Genomic DNA, 18,654 nt, shown 5'->3' with positions numbered 1-18,654 from the left:
CTGCGGGCCCGATTTTCGCCGGTGCGTTTCCGCCCTTCGGCTTCTTCGCGTTTCCGACTCTACCAGATCCGTTTCCGTCTCTGGCCCCTGTCGGAGCGGGTCGGCCGTTCGGCTTTCGCTTTCCGGCCTTTCCGACTCTACCAGGCCCGACTTCGTTCCGTTGCCGGTTCTCATTCGGTCCGATTTCCCGTCGGAGGGGGTTTGCCTTTCGGCTGATCCGACTTTATCAGATTGCTCTGGGCCGGAATTCCGCCTGGTTACACGAGGCGCTCCGTACGCACAAGCGTGCGGCGCTTCCCGATCAGGAGGAGACGTAAACGTACTGGAGCGGGGCGCCCGGATGCAAATCCGGGTGCCCCGCTCCGACTTGAGTACTTCGTGTGGCTCTGTGCGTCAGACCTCGACGACCACGGGGAGGATCATCGGGCGGCGGCGGTAGTTGTCCGAGACCCACTTGCCGACCGAGCGGCGGATCAGCTGCTGGAGCTGGTGCGCTTCCGCGACGCCGTCCTGAGCCGCCTTGGCCAAGGCCTCATCGATCTTGGGGACCACGCCCAGCAGAGCGGCGTCTTCGATGCCGGAGCCGCGCGCATGCAGGTCCGGGCCGCCGACGATCTTGCCGGTGCTGCTGTCCACGACCACGAAGACCGAGATGATGCCTTCGTCACCCAGGATGCGGCGGTCCTTCAGGTGGGTTTCCGTGACGTCGCCGACCGAGAGGCCGTCGACGTAGACGTAGCCCGCCTGGACCTTGCCGACGATCTTGGCAACGCCGTTGACCATGTCGACCACGACACCGTCCTCGGCGATGACGATCCGGTCCTTCGGCACACCGGTCAGCGCACCCAGTTCGGCGTTGGCGCGCAGATGGCGCCATTCGCCGTGTACCGGCATGAGGTTCTTCGGCTTGCAGATGTTGTAGAAGTACAGCAGCTCGCCGGCCGAGGCGTGGCCCGAGACATGGACCTTGGCATTGCCCTTGTGGACGACGTCCGCGCCCCATCGGGTGAGGCCGTTGATCACGCGGTAGACCGCGTTCTCGTTGCCCGGGATGAGGGAGGACGCCAGGATCACGGTGTCGCCCTGGACGATCCGGATCTGGTGGTCGCGGTTGGCCATCCGGGAGAGGGCGGCCATCGGCTCGCCCTGGGAACCCGTGCAGACCAGCACGACCTCGTCGTCGGGGAGATCGTCGAGGGTCTTGACGTCGACGACCAGGCCGGCGGGGACCTTCAGATACCCCAGCTCGCGCGCGATGCCCATGTTGCGGACCATCGAACGGCCGACGAAGGCGACCCGGCGGCCGTACTCGTGTGCCGCGTCGAGGATCTGCTGGATGCGGTGCACATGGCTGGCGAAGCTGGCCACGATGATGCGCTTCTGGGCGTTCGCGAACACCGTGCGCAGGACATTGGAGATGTCCCGCTCGGGCGGGACGAAGCCCGGGACCTCGGCGTTCGTGGAGTCGGAGAGGAGAAGGTCGATGCCTTCCTCGCCGAGCCGCGCGAAGGCAGGGAGGTCGGTCAGGCGGCGGTCCAGCGGGAGCTGGTCCATCTTGAAGTCGCCGGTGTGCACGACCATGCCCGCGGGGGTGCGGATGGCGACGGCCAGGGCGTCGGGGATGGAGTGGTTGACCGCGACGAACTCGCAGTCGAAGGAGCCGATCCGCTCCGTGTGCCCTTCCTTCACCTCGAGGGTGTAGGGGCGGATGCGGTGCTCCTGAAGCTTGGCCTCGATGAGGGCGAGGGTCAGCTTCGAACCGATGAGGGGGATGTCCGGCTTCTCGCGCAGGAGATAGGGGACACCACCGATGTGGTCCTCGTGGCCGTGGGTGAGCACGATGCCGTCGATGTCGTCGAGGCGATCCCTGATGGACGTGAAGTCCGGCAGGATCAGGTCGATTCCGGGCTGCTCCTCCTCGGGGAAAAGCACTCCGCAGTCGACGATCAGCAGCCGGCCGTCGTATTCGAAGACCGTCATGTTGCGGCCGATTTCACCCAGGCCGCCGAGGGGGGTGACGCGCAGGCCACCCTTGGGAAGCTTCGGCGGGGCGCCGAGCTCAGGATGCGGATGACTCAAAAGACTCTCCTCACCACACACGCCACGCTGCCGTCGAGGGCACGTGGCGCGCATGACATTCGTGCACTTGCTATGTGGCGGTTGTTGGTCCGTATTCAGTTGTGAAGTCTGTGGTCAGAGGTGTACCCCGCCGGCGGCGAGATCGCGCGTGAGCTGTTCGGTCTCCTCGGGGGAGAGCTCCACGAGCGGCAGCCGCAGCGGGCCTGCGGGCAGGCCTTGGAGGCCGAGGGCGGCCTTGGTCGTGATCACGCCCTGGGTGCGGAACATGCCGGTGAAGACGGGCAGCAGCTTCTGGTGGATCTCGGTGGCCTTGGTGACGTCACCGTTGAGATGGGCGTCCAGGAGGGCGCGCAGCTCGGGGGTGACGATATGCCCGACCACGGACACGAAGCCGACGGCGCCGACCGAGAGCAGCGGGAGGTTGAGCATGTCGTCACCGCTGTACCAGGCGAGGCTGGAGCGGGCGATGGCCCAGCTGGCGCGGCCGAGGTCGCCCTTGGCGTCCTTGTTGGCGACGATCCGGGGGTGCTCGGCGAGCCGGACGATGGTCTCGGTGTTGATCGGGACACCGCTGCGGCCCGGGATGTCGTAGAGCATGACCGGCAGGTCGGTGGCATCCGCAATGGCCGTGAAATGCCGCAGGAGACCCTCCTGCGGGGGCTTGCTGTAGTACGGCGTCACCGCGAGCAGGCCATGGGCGCCGGCGTCCTGGGCGGCGCGGGCCAGCTCCAGGCTGTGGCGGGTGTCGTTGGTACCGGCTCCGGCGACGACAAAGGCCCGATCGCCCACCGCATCGACCACCGCGCGCACCAGCTGAGCTTTCTCCGCGTCGCTGGTGGTCGGGGACTCTCCGGTGGTGCCGTTGACGACGAGGCCGTCATTGCCGGCATCCACCAGGTGGGCAGCGAGCCGCTGTGCGCCGTCGAGATCGAGAGCGCCATCCGGCGTGAACGGCGTGACCATGGCGGTCAGCACCCGCCCGAAGGGGGTCTGCGGTGTGGAAGTCGGAGCCATGGGTCCCACGCTACTCGTAGCTCACCGCGGGTTGCGCCTCTGGGGAGCAAGGATGTGGACTCCGGCACTGCCTGCTCGGGGGTTCAAGCAGTGCCGGGTCCGTCTGTTCAGCGTAGATGAACTTCTCAAAATGCCGCAATCCGGACACATCGCACGTCTGTCCCGCGGGCCGCGGTATCCAGCCCGCAACCTGGGCCTTACGGAGCGATCCGGCCGTTCGCATTGAATGCGCCGTACGTGAGCGGCATGAGCTCGGCCCAGTGGGCCTCCATCCGCTCGCCGACCATTTCGATCTCGCGCTGCGGGAAGGACGGCACCTTCGCCTGCTCGTGCTGGGTGCGCAGACCGAGGAAGTGCATCAGGGAGCGGGCATTGCAGGTCGCGTACATCGAGGAGAAGAGACCGACGGGGAGCACCGCGCGGGCGACCTCACGGGCGACGCCGGCGGCGAGCATCTCCTGATACGCCTCGTAGGCCCGGCGGTAGGAATCCTCCATGACGCGGCCGGTGAGCTCCTGCTGCGCCGGGGTGCCCTCGACGAATTCGTACTTGCCGGGGCGGCCCTGCTGGACGAGCTTGCGGTCCTCGCCGGGGACGTAGAAGACCGGATCCAGCTGACGGTAGCGGCCGGACTCCTCGTTGTACGACCAGCCGACGCGGTGCCGCATGAACTCGCGGAAGACGAAGATCGGCGCGCTGATGAAGAACGTCATGGAGTTGTGCTCGAAGGGGCTGCCGTGCCGGTCCCGCATGAGGTAGTTGATCAGGCCCTTGGAGCGCTCCGGGTCCTTCTGGAGCTCCTCCAGGGACTGCTCGCCTGCCGTGGAGACCCGGGCCGCCCACAGCACGTCACTGTCCGCGGCGCTGTGCTTGACCAGCTCTACCGTCACCTCGCTCCGGAAGCTGACGGCTGCACTGTCGGGGCTCTCAGTGCTCTCGGCGGGGGTGTGGGACACCGGCGGTTCCTTCCGTTCGATCCTCGTGCGCGACCAGCCTACGGCCCGCCACTGACAGCCCGGGAAACCTGGTGTGATGCCGCGTTAGCCACAAAACGGGCGTCGTATAGCAGCGCATGGACCGGCCGTTGATATTTTTCACAGAAGTCCCTGAAAACGGGCACCAACCGGACGCCACACACGTCTAACCCTGTGACAGTGCCCACTTCGAGGTTCCTAGGAGAGCCCGCTCATGTTCCGCCGGCGAGAGCCCGTCCCGTTCGCCTTCGTTGCCGAGGCAGACCGGTTCCGCAGCAATGTCACTCCCCCGCCGCGGCAGCGCGCCTCTCGTGCGCAGCTCCTCGGCCAGTCTCTCATCACGCTGACAGTCGTGGGCGGCCTGGCCGGCGCGCTGCTGTTCGGCGTTCCCGCGCTCCAGCAGGACAGTTCCGGGTCGAGCCGGGTGCATCACTCCGAAGCTGCCCATCGCTGAACGGGCGGGCGGGGCGTGCCGCAAAGTGGTTCCGCCCCGCCGGTCCGGATAGCCTCACCGGTCACAGCTTCAGTCAGCTTGCCCATGAGTGAGGATCAGCCGTGCCCCTGCCCTTCCTGACGGCCGACCGCGACCTCGATCTCGACACCCCTGCCGCGGATTCGGCCGCCCTTCCGCATGACGAGCCCGACCACTGGCGCCGTCCCTACCGCCCCGGACCGTGGCGGGTGGGGGCGGCGGCGGTGTTTTTGCTGCTCGCCTCGTTCGTGCTGATCTCCGCAATGATCATCGCGATGGCCGGCTCGCTGCCCGGCGCCGCGGCCTGTGCGGTGCTCGGCGCCGTGCTGATCGCCTTTGCCGTACGGCTGCTGCGGGTCGGCGTGTGGGTCAGCGCGCACGGTCTGCGGCAGGTGAATCTGCTGCGTACGGCGACCGAGCCGTGGAGTGCCATCGCCGCCGTGCGTACCCGCCAGGAGCCGGTGCGCTGGCTGGGACTGCCGCGGACGGTGCAGGGGCAGTCGCTGATCATCGAGCGGACGCAGGGCGAGCCGCTGCGCCCCCTGATCACGGACCACAACGGCGACTTCCTGTCCCGTCCGGAGGCGTTCGAGCGGGCCGCGGATGTGCTGGAGGCCTGGGCGGCGGAGTACCGCGACTGAGGTCCGGGGGCTTCTCTGCCCCTGCTGGCGCCCACCCGGGCGCCGCATCTAGCCCGTACGGGCCAGGGCCGGTCCGGCCAGGTCGGCCGGACCGGGCTCAGGCGGCCGGTACGGGCTTGTTGTCGTGCAGGGCGATGGCGCGCTGCATCGCCTTGCGGGCGCGCGGGGTGTCCCGGGCGTCGTGGTAGGCGACCGCGAGCCGGAACCACGTACGCCAGTCGCCGGGCGCATCCTCCGTCTCGGCCTGCCGCCGGGCGAAGACCGCGTCGGCCGCGTCCCGGTCGATGCGGCCGCCGGGGGTCCGCGCCGGCTCGTCGGCCGGGAGTCCGCCCTCGGCCTCCAGGGCGTGCGCCAGCCGGTGGGCGTTGCGGGCGAAGCGGGTGTTGTGCCACAGGAACCAGCCACCGATGCCCGGCAGCAGGAAGGCCACCGCGCCCATGCCCATGGCGGCCGGCTCGCCGGTCATCAGCAGGAGTACGCCCTCCAGCGCCACCACGCCGAACACGATGACCAGCACCGTGGCGAGGAAGAAGTACGTGATCTTTCCGCCCATACCCGTCAGCCCAGGTCGAGGAAGTTTTCCAGGCCCACGGTCAGGCCCGGAGTGGTGACTACGCGGCGCACACCGAGCAGGATGCCCGGCATGAAGCTGCTGTGGTGGAGGGAGTCATGGCGGATGGTGAGCGTCTCGCCCTCCCCGCCGAGGAGCACCTCCTGGTGCGCCAGCAGCCCGCGCAGCCGTACGGAGTGGACGGGGATGCCGTCCACGTCCGCACCGCGGGCGCCGTCCAGCGCGGTGGTGGTGGCGTCCGGCTGCGGGTCGCAGCCGGCCTCCTCGCGGGCCCGGGCGATCAGCTGGGCGGTGCGGGCGGCGGTGCCGGACGGGGCGTCCGCCTTCTTCGGGTGGTGCAGCTCGATGACCTCGGCCGACTCGAAGAAGCGGGCCGCCTGCTGGGCGAACCGCATGGTCAGCACCGCGCCGATGGAGAAGTTCGGGGCGATGAGCACGCCCGCCCCGGGCGAGGCGGCGAGCGAGGTGCGCAGCTGCGCGAGGCGCTCGTCGGTCCACCCGGTCGTCCCGACCACCGCGTGCATGCCATGACGCACGCAGAAGTCGAGATTGCCCATCACCGCGCCGGGGTTGGTCAGCTCGACCACGACCTGGGCACCGGTCTCGACCAGTGTCTCCAGCTTGTCGCCCCGGCCGAGGCCGGCGACCAGCTCCATGTCCTCGGCGGCCTCGACGGCCCGTACGGCCTCGGAGCCGATGCGCCCCTGGGCTCCCAGTACGGCCACGCGCAGCTTGCTCATCGTTTCCCGTCTCTCTTTCGGTGGTTCGCCGCGGCGAGGGGCCTAGGCGACGACGTCGTCCAGCCGGGCCGCCTGCCGGTCCTTCAGGGGGCCGATGACGGACAGCGAGGGGCGGGTGCCCAGCACCTCGCGGGCCACCTCGCGCACCTCGTCCGGGGTGACGGCCGCGATCCGCGTGAGCATCTCGTCGACCGACATCTGCTCGCCCCAGCACAGCTCGCTCTTGCCGAGGCGGTGCATGAGCGCGCCGCTGTCCTCCAGACCGAGGACGGTGGACCCGCGCAGCTGTCCGATCGCGCGGCGGATCTCGTCGTCGGTGAGGCCGTGGGACGCCACCTGGTCGAGTTCGTCGCGGCAGATCTTGAGGACGTCGTGCACCTGGCTCGGGCGGCAGCCGGCATAGACGCCGAACAGCCCGCAGTCGGCGAACCCGGAGGTGTACGAGTACACGCTGTAGGCCAGACCGCGCTTCTCACGGACCTCCTGGAAGAGGCGGGAGCTCATCCCGCCGCCCAGGGCGGTGTTCAGCACACCCATGGCCCAGCGCCGGTCGTCCGAGCGCGACATCCCCGGCATCCCGAGAATGACATGGGCCTGCTCGGTCTTGCGGTTGAGCAGTTCCACGCGGCCGGCGGCACGGATGCCGCGGGTGCCGGAGCGCGGCGCGACCGGCGCGGCGTCCGCCCGGTCCAGGGCACCGGCCTGCTCGAAGGCGCGGCGCACCAGGCGGACGACCTTGGCGTGGTCGACGTTGCCGGCGGCCGTGACGACGAGGTGGGTCGGGTCGTAGTGCTTCTTGTAGAAGCGGCGGATGCGCTCGGGGGTGAGGGCGTTGACGGTGTCGACCGTGCCCAGGACCGGGCGGCCGAGCGGGGTGTCGCCGAGCATGGTGTGCGCGAACAGGTCGTGCACACAGTCGCCCGGGTCGTCCTCGGTCATCGCGATCTCTTCGAGGATGACCCCGCGCTCGGCGTCCACGTCCTCGGCCTCGACCAGCGAGCCGGTGAGCATGTCGCACACCACGTCGATGGCGAGCGGCAGATCGGTGTCGAGCACCCGCGCGTAGTAGCAGGTGTACTCCTTCGCGGTGAAGGCGTTCATCTCGCCGCCGACCGCGTCGATGGCGGCGGAGATGTCCAGTGCGCTGCGCCGCTCGGTGCCCTTGAAGAGCAGGTGCTCGAGGTAGTGCGTGGCGCCGTTGAGCGACGGCGTCTCGTCTCGGGAGCCGACGTGCGCCCAGATCCCGAAGGTGACGGAGCGGACCGTCGGCAGCGTCTCGGTGACGATGCGGAGGCCGCCTGGGAGGGTGGTCCGGCGGACCGTGCCTGCGCCCGCGGTGCCCTTGAGAAGCGTTTGGGTACGGGCGACGGCCCGCCCCTCCGAAGAGGTGCGGGCCGTCGTCGTGTGCGTCCGGGACGTCACTTGGCGGCGTCGTCCTTCGTGTCCTCGGCCGCGTCCTCGTCCTCGATCACGGGGATCAGGGAGAGCTTGCCGCGCTGGTCGATCTCGGCGATCTCGACCTGGACCTTGGCGCCCACACCGAGCACGTCCTCGACGTTCTCCACGCGCTTGCCACCGGCGAGCTTGCGGATCTGCGAGATGTGCAGCAGGCCGTCCTTGCCCGGGAGCAGGGAGACGAACGCACCGAAGGTGGTGGTCTTGACGACCGTGCCCAGGTAGCGCTCGCCGACCTCCGGCATGGTCGGGTTGGCGATGCCGTTGATCGTGGCGCGGGCGGCCTCGGCGGCCGGACCGTCGGCGGCACCGATGTAGATCGTGCCGTCGTCCTCGATCGTGATGTCGGCGCCGGTGTCCTCCTGGATCTGGTTGATCATCTTGCCCTTGGGGCCGATGACCTCACCGATCTTGTCCACCGGGATCTTGACGGTGATGATCCGCGGGGCGTTCGGGGACATCTCGTCCGGAACGTCGATGGCCTCGTTCATGACGTCCAGGATGTGCAGACGCGCGTCACGGGCCTGCTTCAGCGCGGCGGCCAGGACCGAGGCGGGGATGCCGTCGAGCTTGGTGTCGAGCTGGAGCGCGGTCACGAACTGCTTGGTGCCGGCGACCTTGAAGTCCATGTCGCCGAAGGCGTCCTCCGCACCGAGGATGTCGGTGAGGGCGACGTAGTGGGTCTGGCCGTCGATCTCCTGGGAGATCAGGCCCATGGCGATACCGGCGACCGGGGCCTTGAGGGGCACACCGGCGTTCAGCAGCGACATGGTCGAGGCGCAGACCGAGCCCATGGACGTCGAGCCGTTGGAGCCGAGCGCCTCGGACACCTGACGGATCGCGTAGGGGAACTCCTCGCGGGTCGGCAGCACCGGCACGATGGCGCGCTCGGCGAGCGCGCCGTGGCCGATCTCGCGGCGCTTGGGCGAACCCACGCGGCCGGTCTCACCGACGGAGTACGGCGGGAAGTTGTAGTTGTGCATGTAGCGCTTGCGGGTCACCGGGGAAAGGGTGTCCAGCTGCTGCTCCATGCGGAGCATGTTGAGGGTGGTGACGCCCAGGATCTGGGTCTCGCCACGCTCGAACAGCGCCGAGCCGTGCACGCGCGGGATCGCCTCGACCTCGGCGGCGAGCGTACGGATGTCCGTCACGCCACGGCCGTCGATGCGGACCTTGTCCTTGATGACGCGCTCGCGGACCAGCTTCTTGGTCAGCGCGCGGTAGGCACCGGAGATCTCCTTCTCGCGACCCTCGAACTGCGGGAGCAGCTTCTCGGCGGCGATCTCCTTGATGCGGTCGAGCTCGTTCTCGCGCTCCTGCTTGCCGGCGATGGTCAGCGCCTGGGCGAGCTCGCCCTTGACGGCTGCGGTCAGCACCTCCAGGACGTCGTCCTGGTAGTCGAGGAAGACCGGGAACTCACCGGTGGGCTTGGCGGCCTTGGCGGCGAGGTCCGACTGGGCCTTGCACAGCACCTTGATGAAGGGCTTGGCGGCCTCGAGACCGGCGGCGACGACCTCTTCGGTCGGGGCCTCGGCGCCGTCCTTGACCAGCTGGACGGTCTTCTCGGTGGCCTCGGCCTCGACCATCATGATCGCGACGTCGCCGTCCGGGAGGACACGGCCGGCCACGACCATGTCGAAGACCGCGTCCTCGAGCTCGGTGTGGGTCGGGAAGGCGACCCACTGGCCGTTGATCAGTGCGACACGGGTGCCGCCGATCGGGCCGGAGAAGGGCAGGCCGGCCAGCTGCGTGGAGCAGGAGGCGGCGTTGATCGCGACCACGTCGTAGAGGTGGTCGGGGTTGAGCGCCATGATCGTCTCGACGATCTGGATCTCGTTGCGCAGGCCCTTCTTGAAGGAGGGGCGCAGCGGCCGGTCGATCAGGCGGCAGGTGAGGATCGCGTCCTCGGAGGGGCGGCCCTCACGGCGGAAGAAGGAACCGGGGATCTTCCCGGCTGCGTACATCCGCTCCTCGACGTCGACGGTCAGCGGGAAGAAGTCCAGCTGGTCCTTCGGCTTCTTGGAAGCGGTGGTGGCCGACAGCACCATGGTGTCGTCGTCCAGGTACGCCACGGCGGAGCCGGCGGCCTGCTTGGCCAGGCGGCCCGTCTCGAAGCGGATGGTGCGGGTGCCGAAGGAGCCGTTGTCGATCACGGCTTCGGCGTAGTGGGTCTCGTTCTCCACCAGGAATATCTCCTCGTCTGCGTCTGCTGCCCGTGTGGCAGCAGACCGTCTTCGGTGGAGCGCCGGTACGGGCCGGTCTTCGATCGAAGCACCCGGAGTGATGACGCTTGCGTCATGGATGTCCGGGGGCCACTACCGAGGACCGGCGGCCAGGAGCGCTCCTACCGCGTTCACTTTTGCGATATGGCACCAGACTACAAAGCTTCCGTCCACCATGAGAGGGCGTGAGCGTCCGGTGCGTATGGCAAAGGGAGCGGCCCCCGGTAGGAGCCGCTCCCCGTACAGCTTCTTACTTGGCGCCCGCCGCGCCGCGGCGGATGCCCAGGCGCTCGACCAGCGCACGGAAGCGCGTGATGTCCTTCTTCGCCAGGTACTGGAGCAGGCGACGGCGCTGGCCGACGAGCAGCAGCAGACCCCGGCGGGAGTGGTGGTCGTGCTTGTGGGTCTTGAGGTGCTCGGTCAGGTCCGAGATGCGGCGGGAGAGCATCGCGACCTGGACCTCGGGGGAACCGGTGTCACCCTCCTTGGTGGCGAACTCGGTCATGATCTGCTTCTTCGTAGCGGCGTCGAGCGACACGCGGTACTCCTCAGGGTTCCAGCCGGTGAGCGCCCCTGGTTTACCTCACAGGGAATCTTGGATGACTCGTCCGGGCCGTCACACAGCGTACCAGCTGGAAACGGCCCCCCGACCGGGTGGTCGGGGGGCCGCGGACAGGCCGGTGAACGGCCGCGTCAGCTGCCGGTGAGGCCTCGTACCTTGCCGTACACGTCGAGGACCGCCAGGCACAGCGGCACCAGGGACAGCAGGACCAGGCCGTCGAAGATGTCGAAGAGCCGGCCCCAGAAGGGGGTGACGCCCTTCTGGGGGACGACCAGGCCGACACCCACCAGGAGGGCGGCGCCCGCCGCGATGCTGCTGGAGAACCAGACGGTGCGGATGTTCAGCGGACCGGAGTCGTCGAACCGGGCCAGGTCGATGAAGATGTCCGTCGGCGGGTGCAGCGCGATGCCCAGGATGAGCAGGACGATCGTGAGGATGCCGGCGATGGTCAGGCAGGCGACCTGCGCGGTGTAGTCGAAGAGCCGGGCCCGGAGCATGACCGTGATGCCCGCGGCCAGCGCCAGCAGCTGCGCCCAGCCGTTGTCGGAGAAGCCGAGGACGGCACCGGCCGAGCCGACGACCAGGGCGGCGCAGCCGGCGACGAGGCCCAGGAGCAGCTCGTGGCCGCGCTTGGCCTGGTTGCCGATCTTGACGAAGTCGACGGACTCGGTCTCGCCGCCGCCGTCGTACGAGCCCTTGGCGATCTGGTCGGGCGACTTGTAGCCGATGGGCAGCCGGGCGAAGCGGGCGGAGAGGCCGGGCAGCCAGGCGACCATGGCGATGGCGACGACGGCGGTGACGGCGGCGACCTCGCGGGGCGCGGCGTCGGTGAGGATCGCGGCGAAGACCGCGAGGGTGCCGATGGCGGACAGGAACGCGGCGGCGACGAAGGGTGCGTCACCGCGCGGCAGCAGGACCACCAGGAGCACGGACGCGATCAGTACGGTCACACAGCCGACGAGGAGGTGCAGCCGGCCGGGGCCGGATCCCGCCTCGACGGGGAAGATGCCGGAGCCGGCGAGCAGCAGGTGCGGCAGCGAGGCCAGGCCCAGCGCGATGGAGGATCCGTGGTCGTCGTAGACGCGGGCGCGGACGCCGGCCAGCGCGACCAGCACGATGCCGACGACACCGGCGATGATGCCGGGCAGGCGGTGCATGTCGCGGTCGACGGGGTTCGAGAACCACAGGGCGAACGCCATCATGACGAGCAGCAGCACACCGGCCGGGAGGCCGACGACACGCATGAGGTCGTCGCTCCAGCGGCTGCGGTTGCGCTTGACCGCGGAGGCGACGGCGTCGGAGACATCGTCGAAGACCGGGAGCGGCAGCGACTCGGCGAACGGCTTCAGAAGAAGGAGGTCGCCGTCGAGGATCTGCTGCTGGGCGAGCGACTGTCCGGCGTCAAGAACCGTGCCGTCGCGGCGTACTAGGTGATAGCCGGTCGGTGCGCCCTCCGCCTGCGACTGGCCGGAGAGCCGAAGGATCTCCGGATAGATGTCGACGAGTGCGACGTCCTCCGGCAGAGCCACGTCGATCCGTGCATCCGGCGCGGCGACTGTGACCCGGCAAAAGCCGGTGCCAGTACTCGTGCTCACCTGGCGGTTCCCCCTATCCGTTGGGCGTTTTGTCGCGTCGCGCGCCCTATATATAGAGCCGTCACTTCAGGACGCGGGCACGCTCGCGAGGCGTCAGCGTACCGTCCAATTCAGCGACTGCCCCACCCACCCCGAGACTTGACGTTTAACAGTAGGATCAACGCCTGGTTCGGGCCAAGCACTTGGTCCGGGGGGACCGTCGAATCCAACGGGGGCGGTCCGAGACTGCGAGATGCATGAAGGACTGATGCCTCGGTGAGCGTTGTCATCGTCAAGCGCCCGCCCCGCGCGCTGCCACCCGAAGTCCCCTCGGAGGAGGTGACACTCGAGGCGCCTCCGGAGCTTCCGCGTGAAGGCGAATCAGAGAACATGCTGATGACCCTTATGCCCATGATGGGCATGGCGTCCTCGGCGGGATTCTTGTTCATGGGCAATCAGCCGTTCATGAAAATCATGGGCGGCTTTATGGTGGCGTCCACTCTGGCAATGGCGATCGTGCAGATCGTCAAGGCCCGCCAAGGGCCTTCCGGGCAAATGCTCCAAGAGCGCCAGGATTACCTCAAGTACCTTACGCAGAAGCGAAAAGAGGTACGGCGGACCGCGCGCAAGCAGCGCGACGCGCAGTTGTTCACCCACCCCGACCCGAGCCAGTTGTGGTCGATCGTGGCCGAGGGCAAACGCGTATGGGAACGCCGGACGACCGATCCGGACTTCGGGCAGGTACGGCTGGGGCTCGGACCGCAGCAGCTGGCCACTCCCCTGCGGGCTCCGGAGACCGCTCCGGTCGACGAGCTGGAGCCGCTCACCGCGCATGCGATGAAGGAGTTCCTCGACAAGCACGGGCAGTTGGACGATCTGCCGCTCGCGGTCTCGCTGCGCGCCTTCTACCACCTGACCGTCTCGGGTGACCCGGACACGGTCTACGGCGCCTCGCGCGCCATCATCGCCCAGCTGTGCACGATGCACTCGCCCGAGGACCTGGTGGTGGCGGTCGTCGCCGCGCCGGGTGCGCAGGCGGAGTGGGAGTGGACCAAGTGGCTGCCGCAGGTGCAGGACAAGACCACGGACGGCGCGGGTACCCGCCGGCTGGTGGTCGGCGACCTCGGTGAGATCGAGGAGCTGCTGGCGGACGACCTGGAGGGCCGTGGGCGGTTCAACCCGCAGGGCACTCCGGTGACCGACAGCCCGCATGTGGTGATCGTGCTGGACGGCGGCGAGGTCCCGATGGACTCGGTGATCGCCGGGGCCGAGGGCCTCCAGGGCGTCACCATCCTGGAGGTCGTACCGGGCGACCTGGACGAGATCCGGGGCGGTCTGGCCGTGCAGGTGTGGCCGGGCAAGCTGGTGCTGGAGTCGGCCAGCGGCGCGGTCTACCACGGTGTCTGCGACACCCTGTCGATCCCCGAGTCGGAGTCGCTGGCACGTCAGCTGGCCCCGCTGCGGGCGGGCTCCGGCGCCGACGGCGAGGAGCCGCTGCTGTCGAACCTGGACTTCACCGATCTGCTGAACCTCGGTGACGCCGGTTCCGTCGATGTGTCGCGTACGTGGCGGCCGCGCACGCTCCACGAGCGGCTGCGGGTGCCGATCGGTGTCGACAAGGACGGCCAGCCCGTCATGCTCGACATCAAGGAGGCCTCGCAGGAGGGCATGGGCCCGCACGGCCTGTGTGTCGGTGCGACCGGTTCCGGTAAGTCCGAGGTGCTGCGCACCCTGGTGCTGGCGCTCGCGGTCACCCACTCCTCGGAGACCCTCAACTTCATCCTCGCGGACTTCAAGGGTGGCGCCACCTTCACCGGTATGTCGGAGATGCCGCACGTCGCGGCCGTCATCACCAACCTCGGTGAGGACGTCACCCTCATCGACCGCATGCGCGACTCCATCACCGGTGAACTCCAGCGCCGTCAGGAGCTGCTGCGCTCGGCGGGCAACTACGCCAACATCACCGACTACGAGAAGGCGCGTGCCGCGGGTGCCCCGCTGGACCCGCTGCCGTCGCTGGTGATGGTGCTCGACGAGTTCTCCGAGCTGCTGACCGCCAAGCCCGACTTCATCGACATGTTCATCCAGATCGGCCGTATCGGCCGGTCGATGGGTGTGCACATGCTGCTCGCCTCGCAGCGCCTGGAAGAGGGCAAGCTGCGCGGTCTGGACACCTTCCTGTCCTACCGGCTGGGTCTGCGGACCTTCTCCGCGGCCGAGTCGCGGACCGCGATCGGTGTGCCGGACGCCTACCACCTGCCCAACGTCCCGGGTTCCGGCATCCTCAAGTACGACACCGAGACGATGGTCCAGTTCAAGGCCGCGTATGTCTCGGGCCCGTACCGCGGTCCCGGTGCCGGCGGCGGTCCCGGCGGCAGCCGGACGAACCGGCTGCCGGTGCCGTTCACGGCGGCCCCGGTCGTCGAGCAGATCATCGAGGACCCGACGCCGGTCGTGCAGGCCGAGCCGGAGCAGGACGACGCGCTCGCCGACACCGTGCTCGACGTCATCGTCCAGCGCATGCAGGGCCAGGGCCCGCCGGCGCACCAGGTGTGGCTGCCGCCGCTGGACGAGCCGCCCACGGTCAACCAGCTGCTGCCGACGCTCGCGGTCACGCCCGAACGGGGTGTGCACGCACCGGAGTACACCGCGCTCGGCAAGCTCGTGGTGCCGGTCGCGCTGGTGGACAAGCCGTTCGAGCAGCGGCGTGACGTGATGTACCTGGACTTCTCCGCCGGCGCCGGTCACGGTCTGGTCGTGGGTGGTCCGCAGTCCGGCAAGTCCACGCTCATCCGGTCCGCCATCGCCGCGTTCGCGCTCACCCACACGCCGTCCGAGGTGCAGTTCTACTGCCTCGACTTCGGTGGCGGCGGCATGCTCGCCATGGAGGGCCTGCCGCACGTCGGTGGTGTCGCCTCGCGTCTGGACGCCGAGAAGGTGCGCCGTACGGTCGCCGAGGTCGTCGGCATCCTCAACGAGCGCGAGGAGTTCTTCCGCTCCAACAACATCGACTCGATCGGGACCTACCGCCAGCGGCGGGCCGCGGGCGCCTTCCCCGACCAGAAGTGGGGCGACGTCTTCCTGGTCATCGACGGCTGGGGAACCTTCAAGACCGACTACGAGCAGCTCGACCCGGTGATTCTGGACATCGCCGGCCGGGGCCTCGGTTTCGGTGTCCACCTCATCCTCGCGGGCTCGCGCTACACGGAGGTCCGGCCCGCGCTGCGTGACCAGCTCCTCAACCGCGTCGAGCTGCGCCTGGGCGACCCGATGGAGTCGGAGTTCGACCGCAAGCGCGCGGAGAACGTCCCGATGGGCAAGCCGGGCCGCGGTATGTCCCCCGAGAAGCTCGACTTCCTGGCGGCGCTGCCGCGCCTGGACGGGATGGCCGACCCGGAGACGCTCAGCGACGGCATGGCGAACCTGGTGGAGACGGTCAACGAGCACTGGCAGGGCGAGCCCGCCCCCAAGGTGCGGATGCTGCCGACGATGCTGTACGCCAACGAGCTGCCCAAGGGCAACGACTACCCGGAGCACGGGATCGCGATCGGTGTCGACGAGACCACGCTGTCGCCGGCGTTCATCGACTTCGAGACCGACCCGCTGCTGGTCATCTACGGCGAGAGCGAGTCCGGCAAGTCCTCGCTGCTGCGCCTGCTGACCAAGCAGATCGCCGAGCGGTACCCCTCCGACAAGGCGCTGATGGTGGTCTCCGACTACCGTCGCGCGCTGCTCGGCGAGGTCCCCGAGAGCCACCTGTACAAGTACTGTGCCGCAGGGCCGCAGTTGCAGGAGGTCATCACCGGTCTGGCCGGTTCGCTGGGCCGGCGGATGCCGGGCCCGGACGTCACGCCGGAGCAGCTGCGCAACCGCAGCTGGTACGACCTGCCGGACGCGTTCGTGATCGTGGACGACTACGACCTGGTGGCGACCAGCAGCGGCAACCCGCTCCAGCCGCTGCTGGAGTACCTGCCGTTCGCCCGCGACCTGGGCCTGCGCCTGATCATCGCGCGCAGTTCCTCGGGCGCCGGACGCTCGTCGTTCGAGCCGGTGATGCAGCGTACGAAGGAGCTCGGCGCGCAGGGTCTGATCCTGTCCGCCGACAAGGCCGAGGGTCCGCTGATGGGCAACGTCAAGGGCCAGACCCTGACGCCCGGACGGGCGACGTTCATCACGCGCAAGCGCGGTGCGCAGCTGGTCCAGACGGGCTGGCTGCCGGCGAGCGGCCGCTGACCGGCCACGCACGGCAACGGCGGTGGGGCGTCCCTCCTGGGAGGGGCGCCCCACCGCCGTTTCGTCTGTGCGCCCGGTACGTCGGCGCCGGTGCCGCGGGGTGCGGGCTGCGGGCTGCGGGCTGCGGGCTGCGGGCTGCGGGCTGCGGGCCGCGGGCCGCGGGCCGCGTCAGCCGAAGGCGCCGTGCTGGGTGACGTCCGGGCCGGTCCCGCCGGGGGCCTCGCCGTCGGGCGCCGAGGTGCCCTTGGGCGGGGTGTCGTGGGGCGCGGCGGCAGGGGTGGCGGGCTTCGCGGCCGCCCCCTTCGTCTCCTGTGCGGCCTTCGGGGTCCGCTCCTCGCCGGAGGCCGGTTCCGCGTCGGCCGGCCGGCTCCGCACGCCCTTGGCGATGCCCTCGCCGCCGCGCGTCTTGGCCTCGCCGTCCCGCGCCGGTCCGAACGGGTCGGGCCCCGCCGCGGCCGTGGAGGTGTCCCACTGGTGCCGTACGGCCGGCCCCCGCGACTGGCCGCCGCCCCCGCCGCCGCGCTTACCGAACGCGCCGCCGAGGCCGTTGGCGAGCTGGCCGAGCGCCATGAAGCCATAGGCGGTCTCGGGGCCGGAGGACGACTGCGCGGGTGCGGAGTGGTTCACCGGCGGCGCCCCGTGGTGGTCCTCGCCGCCCTTGTCCTCGGCGGGCGCGGCCGCCGCGTTCTCCAGGTCGGCGGCGGCCAGTTCGAAGACCGGCAGCGACTCGTCGACGGACCGCTTGAGGCGGTGCCACTCCCCCGCGAACGCCTCGCCGGCCGGGCCGTGCCAGTTGGCCGCGGTGGCCGTGCCGACCTGCCGGTCCAGATCGCGGACGAGGCCGTCGAGGTGCTTGCCCATCTCCCGCCAGCCGGCCGCCGCTTCGTGCAGGGCCTCCGGGTTGCCTCGCTCGCTCACTGGACGCTCCGGATCATCTCGGTCAGCTCTTCCTCGGCCGTCTGCGCATTCGCGACGGTCTCCTTGATCCCCCCGCCGACCTCGGCCAGGCGCTGCTGAAGCTGGACGAGCGCCTGCTCGGCCTGCTCGTACAGCTCGCGGTACGGCCTGGCCGCCTCGTCGCTGCCGAATCCGTCCCGCAGGGCCTCGGCGTCCGCCCGCCTTCTGAATGCGGCCAGCTGCCGGCTCAGTTCTTCCGCGCGTGTCTCGAAGGTCGCACCGAGCGTGTGCAACTCCTCGGTACTGAGCCGGACTTCCTCGGACATCATTTTCTCCCCGAATTGAATGACGACTACCTGCCGACATCGCCTCAGGTCTAGCACACCCGCAATAGGCCCGAAGCCGTCCGCGGAGCGGGTGGGCGAAGGACCGCGGAATACCGGTGGAGCAATATCCGGCAATACCGACAACCCCCGCCTTGACGCCCCGTTCACACCCGTCATTACACTCAGGACGCCGGTGCCGCACACGCGGTTGCTGTGCCATCACGTTCAAGGGGGCAGACATGAGCAATGAGCGGCAGATCCAGGACGAGGACCTGATGGACGTCGCCCAGGATCCGGAGCAGGCACACCGGCTGCGCAAGGCGCTGAAGGTCCTGGCGGACAACCCCAATGTCGGCGGCAAGCTCCAGGAAATGGCCCAGGAGGTGCTCTCCGGGCGTATCGGCATGAAGGACGCCATCGAGACACCCGGCTACATGGACGCGCTGGGCGACCGGATGAACCAGATCCGGTCGGCCGCGGAGAACCAGACCATGGCCGAGCGCGAGGAGTCCCGCGAGAAGTTCGCCGCGTGGCAGAAGGAGCAGGAAGCCAAGGAGGACGAGGAGCGCGCCGAGCGCGACGGTCCGACGGGCAACATCGTGAGCACCCCGCGCCGCGGCGGCCGGGGCGGCGGACACCGGGGCTGACCGGACCACCGCGCGAGCGGTCCGCACCACTCGAGCGGTCCGCGGCGAGGTGAACGGCCGGTCGCCCGGCAGTTGCCCGGCGTCCCGTCGCTCTTTCCTCTCGCCGAAATCCGTGCACAAAGCCGGAGAACCGATACGGAAGAAAGCAGATCGGCCGACGGAACCCTCGGCAGATCTGCTTTCTTTCCGCACAAGGTGATCTCGAATTCTCCACATCGGGCCCCAGGGGCAACTCACTTCACGCCCG

15 protein-coding genes are annotated in these 18,654 nt (G+C 69.3%); 4 read left to right on the top strand and 11 right to left on the bottom strand.

Annotated features, from left to right (window positions below):
• Window positions 1–393: 393 nt before the first annotated feature.
• The 3 genes from M8I34_RS37605 to thyX all read right to left on the bottom strand — a co-directional run bounded on the left by M8I34_RS37605 (window position 394) and on the right by thyX (window position 4,049).
• Complete coding sequence (locus M8I34_RS37605; protein WP_250057442.1) at window positions 394–2,079, bottom strand: ribonuclease J; 1,686 nt, start codon at window positions 2,077–2,079, stop codon at window positions 394–396.
• Between the two features lie 114 nt (window positions 2,080–2,193).
• On the bottom strand, window positions 2,194–3,093 hold the full coding sequence (gene dapA / locus M8I34_RS37600; protein ID WP_030991931.1) for a 4-hydroxy-tetrahydrodipicolinate synthase: 900 nt from the start codon (window positions 3,091–3,093) through the stop codon (window positions 2,194–2,196).
• 197 nt (window positions 3,094–3,290) lie between these two features.
• The gene (thyX, locus tag M8I34_RS37595; RefSeq protein WP_244418436.1) at window positions 3,291–4,049 is read right to left on the bottom strand and encodes an FAD-dependent thymidylate synthase; all 759 of its coding nucleotides are present in this window, start codon (window positions 4,047–4,049) and stop codon (window positions 3,291–3,293) included.
• Window positions 4,050–4,281: 232 nt separating this feature from the next.
• On the opposite strand from thyX, the gene M8I34_RS37590 reads away from it, so the two are divergent.
• Both M8I34_RS37590 and M8I34_RS37585 read left to right on the top strand, forming a co-directional pair.
• Window positions 4,282–4,521: a hypothetical protein gene (locus tag M8I34_RS37590; RefSeq protein WP_030080836.1), complete on the top strand. Its 240-nt coding sequence runs from the start codon at window positions 4,282–4,284 to the stop codon at window positions 4,519–4,521.
• A gap of 101 nt (window positions 4,522–4,622) precedes the next feature.
• Window positions 4,623–5,180 carry a phage holin family protein gene (locus tag M8I34_RS37585; protein WP_250057440.1) on the top strand — a complete coding sequence of 186 codons (558 nt, stop codon included), beginning with the start codon at window positions 4,623–4,625 and terminating at the stop codon, window positions 5,178–5,180.
• A 97-nt stretch (window positions 5,181–5,277) separates the two neighbouring features.
• Here the strand turns inward: M8I34_RS37585 and M8I34_RS37580 are convergent, their stop codons facing one another.
• The 6 genes from M8I34_RS37580 to eccD form a co-directional block, all read right to left on the bottom strand.
• Window positions 5,278–5,733: a hypothetical protein gene (locus tag M8I34_RS37580; RefSeq protein WP_250057438.1), complete on the bottom strand. Its 456-nt coding sequence runs from the start codon at window positions 5,731–5,733 to the stop codon at window positions 5,278–5,280.
• Window positions 5,734–5,738: 5 nt separating this feature from the next.
• Window positions 5,739–6,491 (bottom strand): 4-hydroxy-tetrahydrodipicolinate reductase, encoded by a 753-nt coding sequence (gene dapB, locus M8I34_RS37575; protein ID WP_250057436.1) that lies wholly within the window; start codon window positions 6,489–6,491, stop codon window positions 5,739–5,741.
• A 42-nt stretch (window positions 6,492–6,533) separates the two neighbouring features.
• The gene (locus tag M8I34_RS37570) at window positions 6,534–7,913 is read right to left on the bottom strand and encodes a pitrilysin family protein (RefSeq protein WP_030991937.1); all 1,380 of its coding nucleotides are present in this window, start codon (window positions 7,911–7,913) and stop codon (window positions 6,534–6,536) included.
• Window positions 7,910–10,129, bottom strand: coding sequence for a polyribonucleotide nucleotidyltransferase (locus tag M8I34_RS37565; RefSeq protein ID WP_250057434.1), 2,220 nt, complete (start codon window positions 10,127–10,129; stop codon window positions 7,910–7,912). The genes M8I34_RS37570 and M8I34_RS37565 overlap by 4 nt, the downstream gene beginning before the upstream one ends.
• A gap of 289 nt (window positions 10,130–10,418) precedes the next feature.
• Window positions 10,419–10,706: a 30S ribosomal protein S15 gene (gene rpsO / locus M8I34_RS37560; protein ID WP_030991941.1), complete on the bottom strand. Its 288-nt coding sequence runs from the start codon at window positions 10,704–10,706 to the stop codon at window positions 10,419–10,421.
• A gap of 155 nt (window positions 10,707–10,861) precedes the next feature.
• Window positions 10,862–12,325 carry a type VII secretion integral membrane protein EccD gene (gene eccD, locus M8I34_RS37555; RefSeq protein ID WP_030991943.1) on the bottom strand — a complete coding sequence of 488 codons (1,464 nt, stop codon included), beginning with the start codon at window positions 12,323–12,325 and terminating at the stop codon, window positions 10,862–10,864.
• Between the two features lie 255 nt (window positions 12,326–12,580).
• Here eccD and eccCa point away from each other — a divergent pair, with 255 nt between their 5' ends.
• Entirely contained in the window at window positions 12,581–16,537 is a 3,957-nt protein-coding gene (eccCa, locus tag M8I34_RS37550; RefSeq protein WP_250057432.1) for a type VII secretion protein EccCa, read from the top strand.
• 168 nt (window positions 16,538–16,705) lie between these two features.
• Here the strand turns inward: eccCa and M8I34_RS37545 are convergent, their stop codons facing one another.
• Both M8I34_RS37545 and M8I34_RS37540 read right to left on the bottom strand, forming a co-directional pair.
• Window positions 16,706–17,455, bottom strand: a complete 750-nt coding sequence (locus M8I34_RS37545) for a WXG100 family type VII secretion target (protein WP_250057429.1) — start codon at window positions 17,453–17,455, stop codon at window positions 16,706–16,708.
• Complete coding sequence (locus M8I34_RS37540) at window positions 17,452–17,760, bottom strand: WXG100 family type VII secretion target (protein ID WP_250057427.1); 309 nt, start codon at window positions 17,758–17,760, stop codon at window positions 17,452–17,454. Before M8I34_RS37540 ends, M8I34_RS37545 begins: the two co-directional genes overlap by 4 nt.
• A gap of 239 nt (window positions 17,761–17,999) precedes the next feature.
• On the opposite strand from M8I34_RS37540, the gene M8I34_RS37535 reads away from it, so the two are divergent.
• Window positions 18,000–18,407, top strand: a complete 408-nt coding sequence (locus M8I34_RS37535) for a hypothetical protein (RefSeq protein ID WP_030991949.1) — start codon at window positions 18,000–18,002, stop codon at window positions 18,405–18,407.
• Window positions 18,408–18,654 lie beyond the last annotated feature (247 nt).

The sequence above is a fragment of the Streptomyces sp. MCA2 genome (assembly GCF_023544705.1).
In the GTDB taxonomy this organism is placed as follows: domain Bacteria; phylum Actinomycetota; class Actinomycetes; order Streptomycetales; family Streptomycetaceae; genus Streptomyces; species Streptomyces decoyicus.
Note: the sequence above shows the minus strand (reverse complement) of the source record. Positions and strands in the feature narration are given on the sequence as shown.